Annotated in this window: 20 protein-coding genes and 1 pseudogene; 6 read left to right on the top strand and 15 right to left on the bottom strand. The window is 64.5% G+C overall.

What is annotated here, in order from left to right; genetic code table 11:
• The first annotated feature begins 38 nt into the window (after positions 1 to 38).
• The 6 genes and pseudogenes from ACFTZB_RS25540 (at position 39) to ACFTZB_RS25515 (ending at position 5,786) form a co-directional block, all read left to right on the top strand.
• The gene (locus tag ACFTZB_RS25540) at positions 39 to 806 is read left to right on the top strand and encodes an NADPH-dependent F420 reductase (RefSeq protein ID WP_378435295.1); all 768 of its coding nucleotides are present in this window, start codon (positions 39 to 41) and stop codon (positions 804 to 806) included.
• Positions 807 to 1,517: 711 nt separating this feature from the next.
• Positions 1,518 to 1,754: a hypothetical protein gene (locus ACFTZB_RS25535; protein WP_378435293.1), complete on the top strand. Its 237-nt coding sequence runs from the start codon at positions 1,518 to 1,520 to the stop codon at positions 1,752 to 1,754.
• A 30-nt stretch (positions 1,755 to 1,784) separates the two neighbouring features.
• Positions 1,785 to 2,648: pseudogene (locus ACFTZB_RS25530) on the top strand (integrase core domain-containing protein).
• 390 nt (positions 2,649 to 3,038) lie between these two features.
• Positions 3,039 to 3,512, top strand: a complete 474-nt coding sequence (locus ACFTZB_RS25525) for a nuclear transport factor 2 family protein (protein ID WP_378435291.1) — start codon at positions 3,039 to 3,041, stop codon at positions 3,510 to 3,512.
• A complete protein-coding gene (locus ACFTZB_RS25520; RefSeq protein ID WP_378435289.1) occupies positions 3,509 to 4,960 on the top strand; it encodes a phosphotransferase family protein in 1,452 nt (483 codons plus the stop codon). The genes ACFTZB_RS25525 and ACFTZB_RS25520 overlap by 4 nt, the downstream gene beginning before the upstream one ends.
• A complete protein-coding gene (locus ACFTZB_RS25515; RefSeq protein ID WP_378435287.1) occupies positions 4,863 to 5,786 on the top strand; it encodes an LLM class F420-dependent oxidoreductase in 924 nt (307 codons plus the stop codon). The genes ACFTZB_RS25520 and ACFTZB_RS25515 overlap by 98 nt, the downstream gene beginning before the upstream one ends.
• A 167-nt stretch (positions 5,787 to 5,953) precedes the next feature.
• Here the strand turns inward: ACFTZB_RS25515 and ACFTZB_RS25510 are convergent, their stop codons facing one another.
• The 15 genes from ACFTZB_RS25510 to ACFTZB_RS25440 all read right to left on the bottom strand — a co-directional run bounded on the left by ACFTZB_RS25510 (position 5,954) and on the right by ACFTZB_RS25440 (position 21,079).
• Positions 5,954 to 6,205, bottom strand: coding sequence for a transposase (locus tag ACFTZB_RS25510; protein WP_378435285.1), 252 nt, complete (start codon positions 6,203 to 6,205; stop codon positions 5,954 to 5,956).
• A 436-nt stretch (positions 6,206 to 6,641) separates the two neighbouring features.
• Positions 6,642 to 7,448, bottom strand: a complete 807-nt coding sequence (locus tag ACFTZB_RS25505) for an SDR family NAD(P)-dependent oxidoreductase (protein WP_378435282.1) — start codon at positions 7,446 to 7,448, stop codon at positions 6,642 to 6,644.
• A gap of 25 nt (positions 7,449 to 7,473) precedes the next feature.
• Positions 7,474 to 7,890 (bottom strand): cupin domain-containing protein, encoded by a 417-nt coding sequence (locus ACFTZB_RS25500; protein WP_378435280.1) that lies wholly within the window; start codon positions 7,888 to 7,890, stop codon positions 7,474 to 7,476.
• Between the two features lie 377 nt (positions 7,891 to 8,267).
• A complete protein-coding gene (locus tag ACFTZB_RS25495) occupies positions 8,268 to 8,573 on the bottom strand; it encodes a hypothetical protein (RefSeq protein WP_378435278.1) in 306 nt (101 codons plus the stop codon).
• Between the two features lie 16 nt (positions 8,574 to 8,589).
• On the bottom strand, positions 8,590 to 8,997 hold the full coding sequence (locus ACFTZB_RS25490; protein WP_378435276.1) for a cupin domain-containing protein: 408 nt from the start codon (positions 8,995 to 8,997) through the stop codon (positions 8,590 to 8,592).
• An 86-nt stretch (positions 8,998 to 9,083) separates the two neighbouring features.
• Positions 9,084 to 10,181 (bottom strand): zinc-binding dehydrogenase, encoded by a 1,098-nt coding sequence (locus ACFTZB_RS25485; protein WP_378435274.1) that lies wholly within the window; start codon positions 10,179 to 10,181, stop codon positions 9,084 to 9,086.
• A 99-nt stretch (positions 10,182 to 10,280) separates the two neighbouring features.
• The gene (locus ACFTZB_RS25480; RefSeq protein WP_378435272.1) at positions 10,281 to 11,324 is read right to left on the bottom strand and encodes an ABC transporter permease; all 1,044 of its coding nucleotides are present in this window, start codon (positions 11,322 to 11,324) and stop codon (positions 10,281 to 10,283) included.
• The gene (locus ACFTZB_RS25475; RefSeq protein ID WP_378435270.1) at positions 11,321 to 12,883 is read right to left on the bottom strand and encodes a sugar ABC transporter ATP-binding protein; all 1,563 of its coding nucleotides are present in this window, start codon (positions 12,881 to 12,883) and stop codon (positions 11,321 to 11,323) included. The genes ACFTZB_RS25480 and ACFTZB_RS25475 overlap by 4 nt, the downstream gene beginning before the upstream one ends.
• Complete coding sequence (locus tag ACFTZB_RS25470; RefSeq protein WP_378435268.1) at positions 12,880 to 13,929, bottom strand: sugar ABC transporter substrate-binding protein; 1,050 nt, start codon at positions 13,927 to 13,929, stop codon at positions 12,880 to 12,882. The genes ACFTZB_RS25475 and ACFTZB_RS25470 overlap by 4 nt, the downstream gene beginning before the upstream one ends.
• A gap of 558 nt (positions 13,930 to 14,487) precedes the next feature.
• Complete coding sequence (locus tag ACFTZB_RS25465; protein WP_378435266.1) at positions 14,488 to 15,384, bottom strand: sugar phosphate isomerase/epimerase family protein; 897 nt, start codon at positions 15,382 to 15,384, stop codon at positions 14,488 to 14,490.
• 295 nt (positions 15,385 to 15,679) lie between these two features.
• On the bottom strand, positions 15,680 to 16,480 hold the full coding sequence (locus ACFTZB_RS25460) for an SDR family NAD(P)-dependent oxidoreductase (protein WP_378435264.1): 801 nt from the start codon (positions 16,478 to 16,480) through the stop codon (positions 15,680 to 15,682).
• 25 nt (positions 16,481 to 16,505) lie between these two features.
• On the bottom strand, positions 16,506 to 17,528 hold the full coding sequence (locus ACFTZB_RS25455) for a sugar ABC transporter substrate-binding protein (protein ID WP_378435262.1): 1,023 nt from the start codon (positions 17,526 to 17,528) through the stop codon (positions 16,506 to 16,508).
• Positions 17,525 to 18,538 carry an ABC transporter permease gene (locus tag ACFTZB_RS25450; RefSeq protein ID WP_378435260.1) on the bottom strand — a complete coding sequence of 338 codons (1,014 nt, stop codon included), beginning with the start codon at positions 18,536 to 18,538 and terminating at the stop codon, positions 17,525 to 17,527. The genes ACFTZB_RS25455 and ACFTZB_RS25450 overlap by 4 nt, the downstream gene beginning before the upstream one ends.
• On the bottom strand, positions 18,535 to 19,533 hold the full coding sequence (locus ACFTZB_RS25445) for an ABC transporter permease (RefSeq protein WP_378435258.1): 999 nt from the start codon (positions 19,531 to 19,533) through the stop codon (positions 18,535 to 18,537). Before ACFTZB_RS25445 ends, ACFTZB_RS25450 begins: the two co-directional genes overlap by 4 nt.
• Positions 19,526 to 21,079 carry a sugar ABC transporter ATP-binding protein gene (locus ACFTZB_RS25440; RefSeq protein WP_378435256.1) on the bottom strand — a complete coding sequence of 518 codons (1,554 nt, stop codon included), beginning with the start codon at positions 21,077 to 21,079 and terminating at the stop codon, positions 19,526 to 19,528. Before ACFTZB_RS25440 ends, ACFTZB_RS25445 begins: the two co-directional genes overlap by 8 nt.
• Between the last annotated feature and the right edge of the window lie 181 nt (positions 21,080 to 21,260).

Here is a 21,260-nt window from a genome sequence, read left to right as displayed (position 1 = left end):
CCGTGACGCACCTCCAGTGACAACAGAAAGGCAACCCCATGAAGATCGGCGTCATCGGTGCCGGCGGCCTCGGAACCAGCTTGGTGCGCAAGCTCACCCAGGCCGGGCACACGGTGCAGGTCGCGAACTCTCGCGGTCCCGAGACCCTGGCTGACCTGGCCGCGGAGACCGGCGCGACCGCCGTTAGCGCCGCTGAGGCCGGCAACGGTGTCAACGTCCTCATCGTCTCCATCCCGTTCGGCAACATGCCCAGCCTCAAGCCCGTCTTCGATGCGCTCCCCGAGGACGTCATCATCGCGGACACATCGAACTACTACCCGTTCCGTGACGGGAAGATCGAGGCCGTCGAGAACGGCCAGGTCGAGAGCGAGTGGGTGCAGGAGCGAATTGGCCGCCCCGTCGTCCGAGTCTGGAACACGCTCATCGAGGCAACGCTGGTCAACAAGGGCCTCCCTGTCGGTTCGGCCGGCCGCCTGGCGATCCCGGTTGCGGGCGACGACGCCAATGCCAAGAAGGTCATCACGGGGCTCGTCGACGACACCGGCTTCGATAGCGTCGACGCGGGTCCGATCGCGGACTCCTGGCGTATCCAGCCCGGCGCGCCGGCGTACTGCACCGAGCTGACCGTCGAGCAGCTCGAGGAGGCGCTCCAGCTCGCCGATCGAGAGACGGACCCGCTGCGTCGTGAGCTGAACCTGCCGATCCTCGCGTCATGGAGTGACGGAAGCCAGATCCACGGCGACGAAATGGTCGCACTCTCGCGCGCCATCGCGCGGCTCCCCCACCGCCTCGGCATCGGCCTCTGAACCAGGACGCGGCCGGGACCGACCGCCCGCGGTTTGTCGCCGTCTGGATGTAGAGCGGGCTGTAATGCGTGCGTTGCTGCTCAGGAGGGGGCGCTGTCGTGCTGACGTTGGAACGGCAGAAGACAGTGCGGGAACCGCTGGAGGACCGGTGATCCATCACGGTCGATCGCCCGCGCTGAGCGTTGGTCGTCGGGCACCGTACGCCGCCGTAGCGTTTCGACCGGAGTCCGCTAAAGAGGCGCACAGCACGCTGCGGCTTTCGTTGGCTGAGTGTGACGAGATCTGAGGCGATATCGCCGGCTGCCATTCGCCCGGGCGCGTCGCGATTATTGGGCGTGCACCATCACGATGCCGCGGCCGTTGTCACCGTCACTGTTGACACCCATGCCGACGAGTTGCGGCTGTGTGCTGCACGGCATCTTCTTGTTGTCACTTACCGCGCCTGTCGTGATGATTACGCCACGACGGGCGCGGCAAGCGACGATGTCGTGGAAGCGCCGGTCTCACCGACGACGCGGTCGTCCTCGACGATCCGTCACAGCGCGATGATGTCGGCGTGCAGCGCGATACCGTCTTGTCGACGGCCTTGCTCCAAGCACGACTCAAAGTCCGGAGTCCGCGCGACCGAACCAACCCGCCTCCTCGAAAGCCAGTCACCCATCCAGTACCGAGAATGGCTGAGCCCGGATGGATTCCGCAACCAAACGTTGAGTGTTCACATATCATGACGAACGCTATTCCGACCCCCTCGACCCCGAAAAGCTGTCCGCTGATGACACCTCAAAGGGCGTGGCATTCCGCTGCCTCGTCGACACCGGTGTAGTCCAGGGCATGTTCGCCGAATACGAAGGGGTGCAGATCTTCCAACGCTACCGCCGCGGCAAGACCTACCGCGCCCAAAATGTCCCCGGCCAGGATGTTGGTAGCAGGCGTGTCGGCTTGAATTGAAGAGAACCTCCGTTGAGGTGTGGCCTGTCTATGGCCCAGGACCAACCGGGGGTTCTCCTGCCCCAGAGCAATGCCCGAACCACGTTCCACGGCAGGGTGCTGATCGTCGATCGGTACCGCGAAGGCTGGCCATCGCGGCGGCAATGGGCACTTCCCGCAACTGCGTGAGCAGGCGGATCTGCCGACGCGGTCGGGACTGGATCGGTCCCGAACTCGGCCTCGCTGCCCGCACTGAGTCGGATCATGCGTCGTCACGAGATGCCGTACCTGTCCGAGTGCGATCCGATGACCGGGGAGGTCATCAGGGCGCCTCAAAGACCACTGCAATTTGCTACGAACGCGACCGGCCCGGCGAGCTGGTGCACATGGACGCCCGTGAAGCTCGGCCGGATACGAAGATGGTGGCGGGTGGCGTGCCCACGGACGCGCCGACACCGTCCGTGACCGCACCACACGCCTGGGGTTCGACTTCGTCCACTCCCTGGTCGATGACCACTCCCGGCTGGCGTACTCGTAAAGTCCTGGGCGACGCGAAGGGGCCCACGTGCGCCGGGTTCCTCGTCCACGCGGTGGACTTATTCCGAGCACACGGGATCGACCGTGTCGAACGGCTGATGACAGACAACGCCTGGGCCTACAAGTACTCGCTGCGTGAACTCTGCGCCGAGCTCGGGATCACCCAGAAGTTCATCAAACCCCATTGCCCCTGGCAGAACGGGAAAGTCGAACGACTCAACCGGACCCTTCAAACCGAGTGGGCGTATCGGCACGTGTTCGCCAGCAACGATGAACGGGCTGCAGCCCTTTGCACCGTGGCTCGACTACGACAACACTCGACGTCGCCACAGCGCACTCGGAGGCAGCGCACCGATCAGCCGTCTGCAACCAACCTGATGGCCGAGTACACCTAAGCGGGCCGATAATGCGCTCTCCGACGCCCCGTTCGGCTACCGAACAGAAGATCGTCGCCCGAGTCCGACCCGATTCCGTCAGTCAACGAGACCTATTGACGGGTTCGTTTTTGGTCTGTAGAAATAGATCTACATCACATACGTGGACGACGCTACCTCACCGGCCGAGGTGCTAGGCGCACGGCGAGCGCGGCTGGCATAGCAGTGCCCGCCCCGGCTCGCTTTCCTGCTCGCCACATGGGGTCTCACCTTTCAGAATAGGAAGACGTGCCATGGTTCTGAACGAGTCAAGACCGTTGCGCCCCCCTGCCCATGGAGCTTGACGATTTCCCGGTGCCGAAATAACTGAGCGACGTAAAGCGTAAAGGAAAACATGGAGACCTCTGCAGAATATTCAGCCGGATATACAGCATTCGACGTCCGGGACCGACTTGCGATTATCAATGTCATCAACAGCTATGGCTATTATATTGACCAGTCGCGGTTCAATGAATTTTGCGACCTGTTCACCGAGCTGCCGACCATCCAGATGTGGAGCGGGCAAGACCTACGGGTCGACGAATGGGAGAAGTATCGAGATTTGGTCATCGACCGCCAGCGGGCATTCGAGCGCAACAACGTTCAACGCAGGCATGTTCTGGCGACGCCACGTTTCGATTTTCAGAACGAGCACACAGCCTCGGGTCAAGCATATGTTCTGCTAAATTCGACGGAAAACGGCGTATCGACGCTCGTTTCGTCGGGATACTACGAATTCACCACGGTAAACAGAAGTGGCCGCTGGCGAATCGACCGCTGGATAGGCCATATCGATGCCGGGGAGTACGGCAAAGGAGTCGGAAAATGAAAGCCATCCCAAAAACACCGTTCATCACCGTAGTGATGAACGCAATCGGTGCCAGTTTCCAACCGGGAGTCGCAGCCGAAACGCAGCAGATGTCAGGGCTGTTGAGTCAGCGCATCCTCGCGCGCCTGGTTGGTGACGTCGAACGGTTGCCTGCCCTGCAGTCGGAAGCGATGGACGAGTACGCGCGCTGGCTCGCCGCCGCAGAGCCACTACTGCGACTCGCAGGGGACGTGGAACTAGCGATCGAACTGGAACGACAACTACAAAATCGTAACTACGCCGGCACCGAAGTCGCGGTACAGAAGATATGCGCGCGTCTTGCTGTGCAATCGGGCCGACAAGAGGACGAAAGCATCGCGAGAAATCTGCTACGCAAGGCGGCCGCCATCGCGCATCGAGTGGACATTGACTTTGTGTCGGCGTATCAAGATCCGCTTGCGCAGCAAAACAACATCGGCGAAGCAAGAGAATTGATCGACGCCGAGAAAATCAACAGCCTGACATCGTGGCTGCGTACACAATTCGTCGACAACTCCAATCTCACCGTAAGCGAGGTTGAGCTTATCCAAGGCGGGTTCTCCAAGCACACTCTGTTCCTCAACGTCCAAGGTGCCGAGACCATTCCGGAGACGCTGGTGATCCGAATGGATTGGCCGGAGAATCCCGTCGACACCACCGTTCTGGACGAGTTCGATATTATCAAGACGTTGTACGAGGCCGGTGTTCCCGTGCCTCGACCGTACGCCATGGAACCAACCGGATCCGTATTGGGAAGTCCATTTATCCTCCTCGACCGGATTGCCGGCGGCAATAACGGCGACAACCTCGATGCCAACAGCGGAGGCAAGGACCTCGCTCTGGACCTAGCACGTTCACTGGCCGCGTTGCATTCCCTGCCACCCGACAGTTTCGGCAACCACATCGTCGGTGCACACGAGAGTGTTCGCGACAGAATGCTGCGAGAGATTGGCGAGTACGAAGTCGAGTGGCGGGTATTGGGCAGCCCATCGGTCACACTCGAGATAGCATTTTCGTGGCTCAAGGAGAATATCGAACTGGCAGACGGACCGCGAGCCCTCGTTCACTGCGATATCGGATGTCACAATATCCTCACCAAGGACGATCGACTCGTCTCCATTATCGACTGGGAGTTGGCGAGAATCGGCACGGCTGCGCAAGATCTGGGCTACGCATATCCGACCGTGATTCAGCTCTGCGACTGGAACGATTTCATGGCGGCCTACGTAGACGCCGGCGGCAAGCCTCCGACCAAGCAGCAAGCCGATTACTACATGCTGTGGGGATTCGTGTGGCTCATGGTCAACGTTTCGAAGGCGGGGGTCGCATTCAATGCGTTCCCGGACGATATTCGACTGGGCTACGCGGACGCGTACCTGTCAATGCGATTCCAATCGCGTCTCGCCGATCAGCTCCAATCAATTCTGTAAAGATGGAGATAATGTGAGGATTACCATTGGAGCGTTGCTGCAGCCGCAGCACGGAGACATGAAAAAGCTCCGCGATAGGTGGATGGAGGCCGAGGACCTGGGCGCCGATATATTATGGACGTGCGACCATTTTACCGCGCAGGTCTTGTCGGAAGAAGCGGCGGAGGGTGCGCACACCGAAACGGTCACCTCGGGAAAGAACTTTGAGTCGACCTCAATACAGGCCGCCATGGCAGCAACAACCTCACGGGCGAGAATCGGCTGCATGGTGCACGGCAACAGCTTTCGCAACCCCAATCTCATGGCGGACATCGCACGTACAATCGATCACCTGTCCGATGGTCGCTTTATCCTCGGTCTCGGTTCAGGATATCTGAAGGCAGACTACGACGAGTACGGGTACGACTATGGCACGGCAACCAGCCGCCTGCATGATCTCGCACGAAATGTGCCGATCATTAAGAGTCGGCTGAAATCACTGAATCCGATGCCGCTTGGGCCGATGCCGCTGCTCATCGGATCCATGGGGGACCGGATCGGCCTTCGGATCGTTGCCGAACACGCAGATATGTGGCAGATGTACGGTCCTATGGAGAAGATCGACCACAAGATCGAGGTGCTGAAAAGACACTGCGCGGATTTCCAACGTGATCCTGAGGAAATCGAGCGCCTGACTTTGTACCTTCCCAAATTGCTTCCTGATACAGACCCCGACGCATACGTAGCCAAAGGCTTCCGTCACATCGACGTCGTTGTCACCGGCCCGGACTGGGATCTCACCGAACTGATGGATTTGCTTGCATGGAAGAAGTCGCGGGGTTACTGAAGCGACTTGGGCACAAATCTTCAAGGGTGAGTTCCCTGAGCCGGTCGGGTGCCAGACTGCGGGGGGCGGTCCCTTTCTCTCAAGTGATCGATCGCGGAGGGTCAGGTTGGCGCGGGTAGCACGCTGGGGTGGTCGATTTCGTGGGTGAGCAAGTCGACCCAGAGTGGTCAGGCGGCGAGTTGCACCTGGATGCGGCGAACGTGGGGGGTGGTCCGGCCGGCGATCGACCGCAGGCGCAGGCGCAGCCGTTCGGCTCCCGTCGCAGGGCGGGCTGCTCGTGCCAGGGACGAGGTCTGGGTTCGGGCCGTGAGCACGTAGGCGAGTTGCACGATGGCGAACCCGACCAGATTCTGGTTGGATCCATGCAGCGGAAGGTTTTTCAGTCCGGTAGTTTCGCTTTCCGGATGCGCTCCTCGCATTTGGAGCAACTGCGGTGGCGTAGTTCGAGGTCCTGGAGACGGCTGTGGCGGGCGTTGGTGACGAACGCGGTCAACTGCAGCCCTCGTGGTCGGTGAAGCCGTAGTTACGGCGCCCCTCAGCCCGACCGGCAAGGGATTAGCACGATGGGTAACACGGTGGAGGAGCTTGACGCATTGGCAATCATTTTCTAAGGAATTAGAATTCCCGGACGGCACCTGACCCCTGCGCGAGCGTCAGATTCACCGAGCATCTGACAGACCCAAGCAGGGTCCCACCGTGATCCGGTTGTAGTGCCAGGAGGGTATTGCGAGTGTCTGGGCGATCACCCGACGACGTTTGCCGCGGCGACCGTGCTTCTGGGCTCGAGCCCAATTTCCTGTGACCGCAGAGGGCGTCGGTTGCGTGGCCGCCCGGAGGACGGCCACGTGCCCGGGTTCACTGCGCGGTGAACCCGCCGTCGATCACGAGTTCGGTTCCGGTCACGAACCTGGACTCGTCGGACGCGAGATAGAGGACTCCGAGTGCGATGTCGATGGGGTCACCGACCACTCCCAACGGGTGCTGAGCCCGCATACCGGAGAGGTAAGCTTCGAGTCCTTCGGGGCTTTCTTCGCCCTTCTTGATGTTGAGCGGCGTGAGGATGGTGCCTGGGCATACTGCGTTTACTCGGATCCCCTCGGGCGCGTACACCATCGCGTCGGTCTTCGCCATGAGACGAACGGCGCCCTTCGAGGCGTGGTAGCTCGGTGCGTCGGCGTTGCCGACCAGACCGTAGATCGAGCAGATGTCGACGATGCTGCGCCCGCCGCGCCCCTTCCGCAGCAATGGGATTGCGTGCTTGGTGCAGAGGAACGGGCCAGCGACGTTGACTGCCATCATCGACTGCCATGCCGCGTAGTCGACCTCATCCGTCGGCTCGGCGGGTCCGGAGATGCCGGCATTGTTGACGAGAATCTCGAGCGCTCCGTGCTCGGCGGCTACCTGTTCCATCGCGGCGGCAACCGAGTCCTCGACCGTGACGTCGACGCGGTGGAATGTGACGGGACGTTCACGGGAGGTCAGGCGCTCGGCCAGTTCTTTTCCGTCGCGCTCGGCCACGTCGAAGATCGCCACGCTCGCACCCTCGGCGACGAGGGTCTCCACGATTGCGCGGCCGATACCTGATGCGCCGCCCGTGACGATGGCGCGCTTGCCGTCGACGCGGGCCTTGCCGACCGTTTCAATCGGGGGAAACGTGTTCATGTTTGACCTTTCTCGGTGCACGGTGTCATTCGACGACGATGCGGTTGCGTGGTTCTGGCAGCTCACACACTGTGGGTTCGGTGTTCTCGGGCATGAAGCTGACGGCGAACGACAGCGCCCGGAACGACCCGCTCTCGCGTGCCGGCCAGATCGAGTGGGGGGCGTTACGAGGGATGCGCAGCAGATCGCCGGGCATGAGCAGGCTCTGCTGGTCGTTCACCTGCACGATCGCTTCGCCGGAGAGGATCCGGTAGAACTCGTGCGTGTCGTGGTAATGCGGTTCGAGGTGGGTGCCGGGCTCGAGTTCGAACTCGGCGACGTACTCCAGGTAGGAGCCCATCGTCTCTTCTCGCACGGACTCTTTGGGGAAGGTGAATGTGGTCCTGCAGGTGCCGCCGTGCTCAACTGTCACCGGGATCGAGTCGGTGTTGCGCACGTCCACGTTGCTCTCCTTGCTGTCTGCCAGCGGCTGTTGACTGCTGGGTTGGTGCTTTGTTGCGTCGGGTGGTCGACGGTGCTCCGGCCGGGGTCTTGACTCGATGCGGCTCTGGGACGTCTGCTGGCGTTGACGTCGGGCCCGACTGCGAGCAGCAGGTGCGTCGGTGTTCGGATCAGACCGGAGATGGAGCAGATGCCGTCGCTGCTGCGCCACCGCGTCTCTTCGCAGCAACGGATTGCATGCGTGCACGGCACTGGCCAACGACAGTGACGGCGGCGAGCATTCGTTGCCACAGTGCGTCGTCGACCTCGTCGGCCCCTCCCCCGGGTCCCGTGAACGGCAGCGGCCGCTCCTTGTAACGCGCGTCGGCCGTGCTGAGTTCAGGCGTCGAGTCGCATTTCGATGTGGAGCAGCTGCACCGTGTCGCTGGTGCAGGTGATGTCGATGCGGCCGTGTGCAGGCAACGCGACTGCTGAGCTCTTGGCCACCGCGAAGTCGTTGCCGTCCGAGTTGGTGACGGTTGCCGTGCCGGAGAGGACGAAGAGGGAGTGCTCCAGTTCCTCGGATTCGAGTGTCAGCGTGGCACCGGCCTCGAGTGTGTCGATGCGAATGTCGTTCCACGGTCCGGCCATGACCTCGCGAATGTTGCTCGACTCTTCGTACAGATTGGCAAACTTGTTGCTCATTGAGCGTCCTTTCGGTTCAGGCTTCGGATTCGCTCGGCCGATACACGGGCAGCAGGTCGACGATCGACGGTGGAAGCGCCTCGACCACGATGAACTCGAGGTCGGTGTCGCCGATGTTCTCGATGGAGTGGCGTCCGTTGAGTGGGGTCATGGCAAGGTCTCCGGGTCCGACCTCGCGTGTCTCGCCGTCGAGCGTCATTCGGCCGGCACCAGAGACGATGAAGTAGATCTCTTCGGTGCGCGTATGGACATGTTCACCGATCGCTGCGCCGGGTGCCAATCGGTTGTGCTCGAACGAATCCCAGTCGGCATGCAACATCAGTCCGGTGACGAACCGCTTCCAACGGTTGACTCCGCGGCCACCGTGCAGCCCGTGCATCTCGCTGGGCGATCCGGTATCGGCCACGATAAGTGGGTGGGACATGTGTTCCCTTTCCATGTTGCGTTCGTCGAACGAGAACGACGGTCGAACGACTCGCCGGTACTCGCACGCGGCGGGCATTGTTGTGTTCAGTCGCTGCCGGTCGATGACGTCAGCTGCCCGGTCCCGGCGTGATCGAGAGCGGCTGCGGCGGTGCGGCGGGCTGCGGAGTCCGCCGGGCCGGGAACGGCGGGGGCGAGCATCACCTTGCCGGACCCGGCGGGGTTACGAGCTGCCGTGATCGCGTCCGTGCATGCGGTGAAGGGGAAGATGGTGGACACGGCCGGGGTCAGGTCCAGTCCCGTGCGGGCCATCAACCGCAGGGCGGATGCGAAGGCGGTCGGTGGGGCTCCGCTGGAGGCTTGGATGCGCAGGTCTCGGGCTTGGATCTGCCGGAGCGCGACATTGTGTGCGGTGCCGTGGGTCAGCCCCATGTAGAGCACCCGGGCGCGATCGGCGGTGACGTCGAGGGCGGACGCTTGCGCGAGCGGCGATCCCGAGGCCTCGACAACAAGGTCTGCGGCGGCCCCGAGACGGGCAACGATCTCCTCCCGCGGTTCGGTGGTCGTGGGGTCGAGGGTCAGATCCGCGCCGAGGTTCCGGGCGATGGCCCGGCGTTGCTCGCTGGGATCGATCGCCACGACCGGGCAGCCGAGCTGATGCAGCAGGCCGATCATGGCCAGACCGAGAGTGCCGCAGCCGAAGACGACGCTGATGTGTGAGGGGTCGGCGCCTCCGATACGGTGCAGCCCCTCGATCACGCAGGCCAAGGGTTCGGCGAGCGCGGCTTGCTGAGCACCGACATTGCCGGGGACGTGGAAGCACAGCGAGCGGGGGACGGTGAACGCCTCGGCCATCGCTCCGTCGGAGGTCAACCCGAACCAGTGATTGTTGCCGAGTGAGCCGTGCCCGACGATCAGATCACCGACCGCGTAGTCCTCGACCCCGGCGCCGACGGCCAGAACGGTGCCGGACCATTCGTGGCCCAGGATCACCGGATAGGTCACCGGGTAGTCGAGTTCGAAGTTGCCGTCGAGCAGTTCGAGGTCGGAGCCGCAGACGCCGACGAACTCGGGGCGCACCAGTAGTTCGCCGGGGCCGGGCTCGCGTGTCGGCACGGAGCGGGCGGAGACGGTGATCTCTCCGGCGGCGGTCTTGTCGACGACCACGGCGGACACGGTCTGCATCAACGGATTTCCCCTTCGGGTGGGTGCGAACGGATCGATGGTTGGGACGGGTGCGTGGGCCGGCAGGTGCCCACAGCCCACGCACCCGAGTTCGCGGGGTTACGAGGCCGGCTGGTTGCCGGTCAGCCGGGACATCAGCAGAGCGACCAGGATGATGCCGCCGGTGGTGGCGTCGATCCAGTAGCCGGGCACGTGCGAGAGGATCAGCACGTTCTGGATCAGCACGAGCAGCAGCACGCCGCCGCAGGCACCGGCCATGGTTCCGCGGCCGCCGTTGAGGCTGACTCCGCCGAGCACCGCGGCAGCGAAGGCACTGAAGATCAGATTCTGGCCCAGCGAGGCGGGAATGGAGGCGATGCGGCCGGCCTGGAGCAGTCCGGCGAGGGCGGCGAGGATGCCGGCGACGATGAAGACCGCCATGATGACCCGTTCGACGCGGACACCGGCGACGCGGGCGGCTTGCTGGTTGCCGCCGAGCGCGTAGAGCATCCGACCGGCCTTGTGCCGGGTGAGGAACAGGGTCAGCACGGCGAACACACCCACGGCGACGACGAAGGAGGTCGGCACCCCGGCGAAGCTGGACTGCCCCAGCACGGTCATCTCGGGCGGAAGAGAGGAGAGCGTCTCGCCCTTGGTCAGGCCGAGGCTGACACCGCGGAGCAGGATCAGGGTGGCCAGGGTGGCGATGAAGGCGTTGAACTTCAGGTAGACGACGAGGAAGCCGTTGAACAGGCCGATGAACGCGCCGACGACGAAGATCGCGACGATCGCCAGGATCGGCGATCCGAGGATGTCGAGGCCGCCATTGGTGGTGGACAGGAACAGGTAGGCGCCGACCATCGGGGCGAGGCCGAAGGTGGACTCGAGGGACAGGTCGAACTTGCCCGAGATCAACACCAGCGTCAGGCCCATCACCAGGACCGCGAGTTCGCTGGCCTGCTGGAGGACACCGAAGATGTTGTCGTAGGACAGGAACGAGCTGTTGAGCATGCTGCCGGCGACGATCACCACCACCAGCACGGGCAGGATCGCCAGCTCCGGCTTGCGTAGGAGCGCACCGATCTTCGAGATCACTGAGGGGGAGGCGGGGGGTGTCGGCGGTGCGACGGCGCCTTGCGGTGGGTTGGTAATTGCGGAACTCATGAGAATGCACCTGCCGACATTGTGGAACCTTCCATTGCTGCAACGAGTGTGTCTTCGGGGATGTTGCTGTCGTCGAGAGCTTTTCGGCCGCGCACCCAGACCTGAACACGGTCGCAGAATGCGAGCTCTTCGGGCTCGTCGCTGACGAGCAGGACGGCGAGGCCGTCCGCGCGGTACCGCTCGACGATGTCCATGATCGTGGCCTTCGACGCGATGTCGACGCCGGCGGTGGGGTGCATCAGGATCAGCACCTTCGGTTTCGGTCCCAGCGCGGCACCGAGCAGCACCTTCTGGGCGTTGCCGCCGCTGAGCTGTCCGACCGGCTGGGCGACCGAGGAGCAGGCGATGCCGAACTCCTCGCGCGCCTGCGCGGCGAACTTGCGACGGCCGCGGGTGCTGAGCAGCCCCCGCTTGCTCAGCTCGGGAAGGATCTGCAGGGTGATGCTGTCTTCGATCGACATCTCGGCGACCAGCCCGGTCTTGATCCGATCTTCTGGAACGAGCGTGACACCCGACCGGACGGCGGCGTGCGAATCCCACCGGCCGACCTCGGTGCCGTCGATGGTGAGGGTGCCGGTCCATTTCGGCAGGTGCCCGGCGATGGCGTGGGCAATGTGGCGGCTGCCGGATCCGGCGTGCCCGGCCAGGCCTACGACCTCACCGGCTCGCAGGGTCAGATCGAAATCGTCCTCGAGGACGTCGCACGAGAGCCCCTTGGCCTCGAGCACGACCGGGGCGGTGTGGTCGCGTTCGCGGTGCGCGCCGGTGCGGTAGCTGGTCGTGCGTACCGGCGAGTCGTCACCGACCATGGCGGCGACCATGTCCTCGGTGCTCAGGTCGGCGGCCCGGCCGTGCAGGACGTCGTGGCCGTTGCGCAGCACCGATACCGAGTCGCAGACCCGCGGGACCTCGTCGAGGTGGTGGGAGATGAACATGAACGTCACCCCGCGGTCGCGGAGTTGGTTGACCCGGGTGATCAGGGCATCGATCTCGCCGGCCACCAATTGGGCGGTGGGCTCGTCGAGGATGACAAACCGTGAGCCCTGGGCCAGTGCGCGGACGATTTCGATCATCTGGGCTTCGCCGACCCCGAGTTCGCTGACCCGCTGGTGCGGGGACAACGGGATCTCCCAGTCGTCGAGTTGGCGTTGGGCGTTGCGGTTGACCGTGCGCCAGTTCACCCAGCGCCGGTTGTTGTAGGTGCCGAGGTAGATGTTCTCGGCGACGGTCATGTCCGGGACCAGGGTGCGGTGCTGGTAGACGCACGAGACCTTGCTCAGCCACGCCTTGCGGTCGGTCAGTGCCGGTGCGGGCTGCCCGTCGAACTCGAGCGTGCCCGAGTCCAGGGCGTGCAGTCCGGTGAGGGTGGCTACCAGCGTCGACTTCCCGGCTCCGTTGCGGCCCACGATGCCGTGGGATTCGCCGCGCCGGATGGTGATCGACATGTCGTTGAGGGCGGTGGTGGCGCCGAAGCGTTTGACCGCGTGCCGGACGGTGACCAGTTCGTCGCCGGTGCCGCTGGCCGGGGTGATCGGTTCGGGATGGCCGTGGGTGCTCACTTGTTTCCCCACAGGTTCGGATCGCTCGCGTTGTCCTTGGTCACGATCGGGGCGGGCAGCTGGTCGACGAGGAAGCCGTCCTGCTCGACGACGACGCTGTTGTGGGAGGTCGGTCCGGCGGCGAGCTGGGTGCCGTCGTGCCCCTGCTGCAGGTACTTGACCGAGGTCTGACTGTATTCGGGCACCGGCTGTGAAATTGCGACGTCCATCGTTCCTTCGCGCACCGCCTCCATCGCGGACTTCCCGCCGTCGATGGCGACCAGTGTCACGTGACCGCTCTGGCCGGTGGGGACCAGGCGGCCGCGGCCGTTGAGGGCGGCGGTGACCGGATCGAGGTAGAGCGTGTCCGAGGCCAGGTAGACACCGGCGAGGTCGGGGTTTTCGCTGAGCACGGTCTGCATGACCGAGCCGGCGCGGGGACCGCTCCAGTTGGCGGGTTGCTCGATGACCTGAATGTTGGGGAACTTCGCCGCGATGGTGTCGGTGAAACCGGCGGAGCGGTCGCGGCCGTTGGAGGTCGACAGGTCGCCGGTGATGTTGAGAACCTTTCCGCCGTCGGGCAGCCGGGCACCCATCTGCTCGGCGGCGCTGGCACCCATCGCGTAGTTGTCGGCCTTGACCACCGCGTATGCGGTTCCACCGGCGGGCTTGTCGTCGACGATGACCACCGGGACGCCACGGCTGGCGGCGTAGTCGAGGGCGGGCTTGATCGCGTCCCGATCCACGACACCGGCCATGATCGTGTTCGCCCCGGCGGTGATGAGATTGCGAATATCGGTGACCTGCTGCCCGCTGTTGCGGTTGGCGTTGGTGGTCTGTACGACCTGGCCGCCGGACTGCTCGGCGGCCTGGGTGGCGCTGTCGATCAGAACCGAGAAGAACGGGGTGTCGAGGGCAGGGACCGAGATGCCGATCGCCAACGGTCCGCCGGCCTCGATGGCACCACTGTTGGGGCCGGTTCCGCAGGCGGTCAGGCCGGCGGTGGCGAGGGCGGCCGCACCGGCCACCGCGGTGGCGCGGACGGTGCGCTGCAAGAGACTACGCATGAGGGGCTCTCCTGATCTGCGGCTGCGAGAGCACGCATGAGATGAGATGAGCGGTCCGGTGAAGGCAGCGTTTGGAAGACGCAGTCGACGGAACCGGGCCGACTATTCATCTGGACTTAACTTGTGAACCAGATCATGCTCCATGTTAAGTGTGGTTGTCAACACTATTTCAGTGAAACTGGACTGGAGGCACCCGTCGAGCTCGGTCTGGAATCGCCCATTAGATGCAGCGAGGAGCGCGTATGCAGCGCGAAACGGTCGGCGCAAGCGCGTAGGAAGAGATCGCGGCCCGGCCGGGCCGGTCGAATTGGAGCCTGTTGCGCCCCGTGAGCAGATCGAACGAGCAGGTTCGCTCTGCGTACACAAACTTTAGTAAGAGTAAATATCGGTACCGGGCGGGAATTGGGCGGCGTTTGACGTAGGTCGGGTCGCCGCGCACGGCGAAAGGGCTGGTGACATTCGAGTCGAGGTCAGGGGCGAGTAGAGACGGCCACGTCCACCGAGGGCGCGTGCCGAACCCAGTCAACGATGAGACACGCGCCATGCTGGCTTAGGTGGTCACGGGTGTGCCGGATCTGCGATCCGGATCAGGTCGTATGCGTTGGCCACCGACCGAATCGCAGTGTCGTGCGCGAGGCGCAGCCCGTCTTCCACTGGTGTATTGCGGTGCCTTGTCGAAATGATCTCCACCCCCCAATGGCCTCGATAGCCTGTCGAGAGAATCGCTGCGACGAACTTCGGCACATCGAAGTCGCCTTCACCGCAGTATTTTCTGCTGTTGACGGTGTCGTCCCAGAGAGTTCCATCTGGTGTGCTGGCGGCGTCGTTGAGCTCCACGACGAATACCATGTCCGGATCGACCGCGGCGACCATCTCCTCATAGGAAGTCCCTGCGCGGTTTATGTGCCAGATGTCGATGCAGAGTCCTCCAGCACGCTCTCCCGCATTTCTGACGATGTCCGCAGCCTCGCGCACAGTTCGGGGGTTGGCCATGGGCATGAACTCCAGCGCCGCGCGTACACCGTGGCGTTCAGCGTCGTGAGCGAGAAGCGCGAAGTGCTCGGTGTACTGGTCAAACGGTCGCGGATTGGGTGAGAGATCTGCACCCACCTTGATTGTCTGCACGCCGAGCTCTCCAGCGCATTCAAACATGTGAGTACGTATCCGGTCCGAATCGGCGCGAGCGGCACCATCCGCCCACCAGTCCGTCAGAAACTCGAGCTCGACGTGCTTCATCCCATTGTCCCGGAGAATCGCGCCCAATGTCGACAGCCCGATCGTCTGGCGCGCTTCGATGAGATCTTTGTGGAAAAGGCCGAACCCGGACCAGCCCGTTCGGCCGGCAGCCTCGATTCTTTCACGCAATGGGACCGGACTCATTTCATTGCCGATCGACGGCCCGGTCTTTCCCGCTGACGTCCAGCAGGAGGCCAACAGTTCGGTGTTGGTGGTCATAAAGTCCTTTGCTGCAAGCGGATAGCAGTTCGGTGCGTTTGCCGATTGAGCATCACCGGGGCGGGACGGGATCGGGTGCGTTGTACTTCTCGTGCGAGTCAGTACGGTTCTCCCCCGATGGGGAGGAGGTGTGGCCGATGCGATTCTCGGGAGAACAATTCGACGCCCACGTAGCCACCCCAACGCAGCGGGGAGAACCACGTGCGGGTCCGCTGACGAGGCCGGCCGTCGACTGCGGATTCGGCCTCGCCAGCGTTAGGGGATCTTCGGTAGGGCGCTGAAGGTGGTGGGACGGTCAGGTGATGGCGCGGAAGGATCCGCCGTCGACGCCGTACACCGAGGAGGTGACGTACGAGGCGAGGTCGGAGGCGAGGAAGACCACCACGTTGGCCACCTCCTCCGGAGTTCCGATGCGCTGCAAGGGAAGTCCGCGATGTTTCATCTCGACGGCGATGGATTCGTCGCGGTGCACGCCGTGTACGGCGGCGAACGTGTCGGCTAGTCCGCCCTCCATCAGCCACATCGGCGAGAGGATGGGGCCGGGTGCGACGGCGTTGACGCGCACGATCGGTCCCTCACTGATGGCGAGCGAGCTGGTGAACGACAGAATGGCGGCCTTGGACGCGGCGTAGTCCGGGCCGGCGGCGATCGGCTGGCGGCCCAGGTCCGAGGCGTTGTTGACGATGGCACCGCGTCCGGCCGCCCGCATGATCGGCAGCACGTGGGTGGCGGCGCGGACCTGGCTGAGAAAGTTCAGTTCGAGGGTGGACACCCAGTCGGTGTCGGTGAGGCTGTCGAAGGTTCCCAGGCTGCCGGCGCCGACGTTGTTGAACAACACGTCCACCCGGCCGTCGTAGGGGGCGAGGACCTCGTCGAGGCCGCCGGTCACACCGGCCTCGGTGCTCAGATCGGCGACGGCGCAGTGCACCTCGGTGACCTGCTCGAGTTCCTTGGCGAGGATGTCGAGGCCGTGCCGGTCTCGGTCGATCAGGGCGAGGCGGGCGTTCTCCGCGGCGAAGGCGCGTGCGGATGCGGCGCCGATTCCGGAGCCGGCGCCGGTGATGACGACGACCTTGTCCCCTAGTCCGGTGTCCATCGTGATTCCTCTCGGGTGTGGGGTGTCAGTTGGTGGCGGGTTCGGTGTACCCCTCGGGCAGGCAGCCGTTGGGGGTGAACTCGTCGAGGTTGTCCTTGGTGACCACCGGCAGCGGCATGTAGCTGACCGACGGCACGTCCTTGCCGGCGAGGACGTCCATCATGGTGGTCAGGGCGTGGGTGGAGTCCCAGCACGGTGACTGGAACAACGTCGTCGACATGGATCCGTTCTCGAGCAGGGTCCGGGCGACCGGGGCGTAGTTGTGGCCGAGGAGCTTGACCTGTCCGGCCATCCCCGCGGCGTCGAGGGCCTGTGCGGCGCCGGAGGCCATGATGTCGTCGGGGGTGACGAGGGCATCGATCTGGTTGCCGAATCGGCTGATCAGTGCGCTCGCGGCGGTTTGGGCCTGGTTCTTGTCGAAGTTGCCCGGCTGGGAGCCGAGGAGCGTGATGTCGGGGTGGTTGGCCATCTCGCGTTCGAGGCCGATCTGACGGTTGATCGCGGCCGCGTTGCCGGGGGTGCCGCCGATGTAGACGTAGGTTCCCTTGCCGCCGAGCAGCTTCGCGAGTTCCTTGCCCTGCAGTTCGCCGATGCGTTGGTCGTTCGGTCCGGTGAACGCGTGGTAGAGGCTGGTGTCGAGGCCCTCGGGGGGCTGGGAGTTGCTGATGTCGACCGGGATCCCGGCGCGCTGGGCCTGGATGAGCATGGGCTGTTCGGCGCCGTACAGCGCGGGCCAGATGACGATGCCGTCGACCTTCTTGGCGATCGCGATCTTCATCTGCGATGCCTGCACCGAGGCGTCATAGTTCGAGTTCATCACGAACGCGTTGACGTGGTGTTCTTCGGCCGCTTCACGCAGCGCCGAGACGTAGTTGCGGCCGTATTCGTGGTTGCGGTCCATCGGGACGAGAAAGGCGATCGTGGGCCAGTCCTCGTTGTCGGTCGCCGCGCCGGGGGCACCGCACGCGGTGCCGGCCAGCACGGTGGCCGCGCAGACGGTGACCGCGAGTGCGGCTCGGCGGAACAGAGAACTCTTGTGCGCCATCATCGTGCCTTTCCTGCTGCGACGGCCGTGGGGTCCGAGGATGTGCCCGTGACCGGCCCGAGCAGCGACGGCAGGCGTAGGGCCCGCACACCCTCCTTGGTCAAGACGATCGCGGCGAACAGGATCGCGCCGATGGCGATGCTCTCGACGCTCGAGTCCAGCCCGCTCATCTGCAGGCCGATGCTGATGCCGCCGAGTGCGATCGCCCCGATGACGGCGCCGATCACGCTGGCGCGGCCGCCGGACAGGCTTGCGCCGCCGACGACGGCGGCCGCGATCGCCAGCAGCATCACCGTCGAGCCCAGCGTGGGTGAGGCGGCGACCAGGTTGAGGGTGTCGACGACACCGGCGAGGCCGGCGACGCCGCTGCAGATGGTGAAGGCGAGGATCTTGCGGGTGTCGATCGAGATGCCGCCCGACGCCGCGGCTTCGGCGTTGCCGCCGATGATGTAGAGCTCACGGCCGGTACGCATCTTGGTCATGAAGAACCACAGGGCGGCGGTCGCGGCGACGGCGATGACGATGTCCGGGGTGATCTGCCCGATCAGCGGGACGCTGAATTCCAGGGCCCGGGTGGCGTCCTGCAGTGGCACCGGGGCGCCGTCGGTAATCGCCAGGGCGAGACCTTGCAGGGTGATCAGCATGCCGAGGGTGGTGATGAAGGAGTTGATGCCGACCTTGACGACCAGGACACCGTTGATCAGTCCCACCACCGCACCGGCGATCAGCGCGAGCGGAATCGAGACGGCGAGGTTGCCGGAGACCTGGGCGGCGACGGCGGCGGTGACGGCCATGGTCGAGCCGACGCTGAGGTCGATCTCGCCGAGGACCAGAACCGGGACCAGTGCGATCGCCACCAGCCACACATCGACGATGCGGGACAGGGCGATCCCGTAGGAGCCGAGCGCGGTCGGCTGGACCGCCAGCAGCACCAGAACGACCAGGGCCAGCAGGATCACCGCCCGGAATGCGGTCCAGCTCTTGAACTGGGTCAGAAGAGTGTGGCCGTTCACTTGAGACCTCCACGTCGGCGCAGGACGGCGTCCGCCGCGAGAGTCGCGACGATGATGAATCCCTGCACGAACTGTTGCCATTGGAACGGCAACCCGACCAGGGACAGCACACTGAGCAGCACCTGAACGAACGCGACACCGAGGACGGTCCCCAGGATCGAGCCGCGGCCGCCGAAGAGGCTGGTACCACCGATGACGACGGCGGCGAGGGCGTTGAAGTCGTAGCCGGCAGACATCGTCGAGACGGCACTCGAGCTGTAGCCGGCCAGCGCCATGCCCGCCGCGGCGGCCCCGAGGGAGGAGACGGCGAACGTCAGGGTGAGGGTGCGGGTGGTGTTCAGGCCGGCAATCCGGGCGGCACCGCGGTTGGTGCCGGTTGCCCGCAGCGAGTACCCGAAGCTGGTGGAGGAGAGCAGATTGTGGGCGAGGACGGCCACGACGGCGAAGATCAGGAACACCACCGGAATGCCGGCGACGGAGGCGTTGCCGATCCACGACAGCAGCGAGGTGTTCCCGGAGTACTGGGCGCCGCCGGTGAGGTAGTTGAGCACGCCCATCCCGGCGGTGGCGGTGGCCAGGGTGACGATGACTCCATTGCCGCGCATCAGGCCGGCGCCGATACCGTTGACGATCGCGAACACCAGACACGCCAGGATCGCGGCCGGTGCGGCCACGGCGATGCCGTGCGGGCTCAACGCGATCACGACGATGGCGGCGAGGGCGATCTGCGGCACCACGGACAGGTCGATGATCAGGCCCGAGACGACCACGAACGTCATCCCGAGTGCGACGAATCCGAGGAACGCGCTGTTACGCAGCAGCGTGCCGAGGTTCTGTGCGGACCAGAAACCGTCGAGCCCGACGGCCGCGAACAGCAGTAGCGCGATCAGCGCCCCAGTGACGACGATGACGGTGGGGTTCTCGTCGAATTTGCGCCGCAGGGGCGGCACGTACGGTGCGACCCGCCCTGCCGGGGCGATCTGGGTGTCAGACATGTGCGGCTTCCTTGCGTTGGTGCGTGGTGTCGTGATGGGTGCCGAGCCGGACGATGGCCTGTTGGTCGGCCTCGGCGGCGGACAGTTCACCGGTGATCGTGCCGTCGCGCAGGACCGCGATCCGGTCCGACAACGACAGCAGTTCCTCGAGGTCGGAGGAGACGACGATGACGGCGGTGCCCTGCGCGGTCAGGTTGCGGACCAATTCGTGTATCTCGGCCTTGGCGCCGACGTCGACGCCGGCGGTCGGCTCGTCCAGAACGAACAGTCGCGGGTTGGTCGGCAGCCACCGGCCGAAGGCCACCTTCTGCTGGTTGCCGCCACTGAGCAGTTTCACGGTGGCAGAGGTGTTCGCGGGGCGCAGGTTGACCTCGCCGGCGAGGCCGGTGGCCATTTTCTTCAGTGCCTTGGTGCGGATCTGCCCGAACCGGCTCAGCGCGTTCAGCGAGGGCAGCGCCAAGTTTTCGCGGACCGACCGGGTCAGCAGCACCCCTTCGGTGCGGCGGTCTTCCGGGACGAAGGCCACGCCGGACCGGACCGCGGAGCGGTAGGAACCGATGGTGCGGCGGTGGCCGTCGCAGCTGAGGGTGACCGATCCACGGGAGCGGGGTTCGAGGCCGAGGATGGCCCGGACCAGTTCGCTGCGGCCCGAGCCCATCAGACCGCCGAGACCGAGGACCTCGCCGGCACGGACTTGCAGGCTGGTGCCGAATACTCCTGGCGCCCAGAGGTTGTCGACGGACAGGACGACCTCACCGAATGAGTCCGTCTTCTCTTCCCGCTCGCGGTGTTCCTGGTCGAGCAACTTCTGCCCGACCATGCTTTCCACCAGGCGATCCGAGGTGGTCTCGGCGAGGTCGAGGTGGTCGACCAGGCGGCCGTCGCGGAGCACGGTGGCGCGGCTGCACAGCTCGAAGATCTCCCGCAGCCGGTGCGAGATGTACACGATGGTCACCCCCTGATCGCGCAGAGACTTCAGCAGATCGAGCAACTGGTCGGTCTCCTGGGGCGTCAGGGAGGCGGTGGGCTCGTCGAGGATGAGGATCTGCGGGTCCAGACGCAACGCCTTGGCGATCTCGACGAACTGCTGCAGAGTCGCCGGCAGCTGACCGACGAGGGTGTCGGGTTCGATGTTCACGCCCAGCCGCGCGCACAGTGCGGCGGCAATCGAGCGCATGGCCTTGCGGTCGACGAGCCCGCGTTTGGTGGGAGTGGTTCCGACGCAAATGTTCTCGGCGACGGTCAGGTCCGGGCACAGGCTCAGTTCCTGGTGGACCAGTGCAATGCCGGCGGCCTTGGCCGCTACGGTTCCCCCCGACAGCGGCTGCCCGGAGACCAACACCTGACCCTCGTTGGGGGTGTAGAGGCCGGCGAGCACCTTCATCAGCGTGGACTTGCCGGCGCCGTTCGCGCCGACGATGGCGTGGCAGGTACCGGAGTCGATGCGGATACTCACGTCCTCGAGCGCGTGCACACCGCCGAAGTGCTTGCTGACCCCGGTCGCCTCGATGGCAGCGGGTGACGAAACGGAGATCTGAGAGGTCACGGGGGTCTCCTGATGCAGGCTGGGGAAACGTGGTATAGCGGGCTCGGGATGGCGCCACCACGGCTATTCATCGTTACTGAACATGTGATGCCAACCATACCATTTAGTTCAGCGTGACTGTCAACACCGGAGTCTCTCCCGGAGCTTTAAGCCTCAGAACTTCATTAGTGATGAAAGCAAG

Source organism: Rhodococcus sp. NPDC057014, assembly GCF_042673295.1.
Classification (GTDB): domain Bacteria; phylum Actinomycetota; class Actinomycetes; order Mycobacteriales; family Mycobacteriaceae; genus Rhodococcus_F.
This window is presented reverse-complemented; position numbering and strand designations above follow the sequence as displayed.

Excerpts from the sequence above, each read along its gene's own strand:
- ACFTZB_RS25470 (WP_378435268.1), bottom strand. The coding sequence starts at position 13,929 with ATGCGTAGTCTCTTGCAGCGCACCGTCCGCGCCACCGCGGTGGCCGGT.
- ACFTZB_RS25490 (WP_378435276.1), bottom strand. The coding sequence starts at position 8,997 with ATGTCCCACCCACTTATCGTGGCCGATACCGGATCGCCCAGCGAGATG.
- ACFTZB_RS25485 (WP_378435274.1), bottom strand. The coding sequence starts at position 10,181 with ATGCAGACCGTGTCCGCCGTGGTCGTCGACAAGACCGCCGCCGGAGAG.
- ACFTZB_RS25540 (WP_378435295.1), top strand. The coding sequence starts at position 39 with ATGAAGATCGGCGTCATCGGTGCCGGCGGCCTCGGAACCAGCTTGGTG.
- ACFTZB_RS25525 (WP_378435291.1), top strand. The coding sequence starts at position 3,039 with ATGGAGACCTCTGCAGAATATTCAGCCGGATATACAGCATTCGACGTC.
- ACFTZB_RS25445 (WP_378435258.1), bottom strand. The coding sequence starts at position 19,533 with ATGTCTGACACCCAGATCGCCCCGGCAGGGCGGGTCGCACCGTACGTG.
- ACFTZB_RS25465 (WP_378435266.1), bottom strand. The coding sequence starts at position 15,384 with ATGACCACCAACACCGAACTGTTGGCCTCCTGCTGGACGTCAGCGGGA.
- ACFTZB_RS25495 (WP_378435278.1), bottom strand. The coding sequence starts at position 8,573 with ATGAGCAACAAGTTTGCCAATCTGTACGAAGAGTCGAGCAACATTCGC.
- ACFTZB_RS25480 (WP_378435272.1), bottom strand. The coding sequence starts at position 11,324 with ATGAGTTCCGCAATTACCAACCCACCGCAAGGCGCCGTCGCACCGCCG.
- ACFTZB_RS25455 (WP_378435262.1), bottom strand. The coding sequence starts at position 17,528 with ATGATGGCGCACAAGAGTTCTCTGTTCCGCCGAGCCGCACTCGCGGTC.
- ACFTZB_RS25515 (WP_378435287.1), top strand. The coding sequence starts at position 4,863 with ATGCGTTCCCGGACGATATTCGACTGGGCTACGCGGACGCGTACCTGT.
- ACFTZB_RS25510 (WP_378435285.1), bottom strand. The coding sequence starts at position 6,205 with ATGCGAGGAGCGCATCCGGAAAGCGAAACTACCGGACTGAAAAACCTT.
- ACFTZB_RS25505 (WP_378435282.1), bottom strand. The coding sequence starts at position 7,448 with ATGAACACGTTTCCCCCGATTGAAACGGTCGGCAAGGCCCGCGTCGAC.
- ACFTZB_RS25460 (WP_378435264.1), bottom strand. The coding sequence starts at position 16,480 with ATGGACACCGGACTAGGGGACAAGGTCGTCGTCATCACCGGCGCCGGC.
- ACFTZB_RS25520 (WP_378435289.1), top strand. The coding sequence starts at position 3,509 with ATGAAAGCCATCCCAAAAACACCGTTCATCACCGTAGTGATGAACGCA.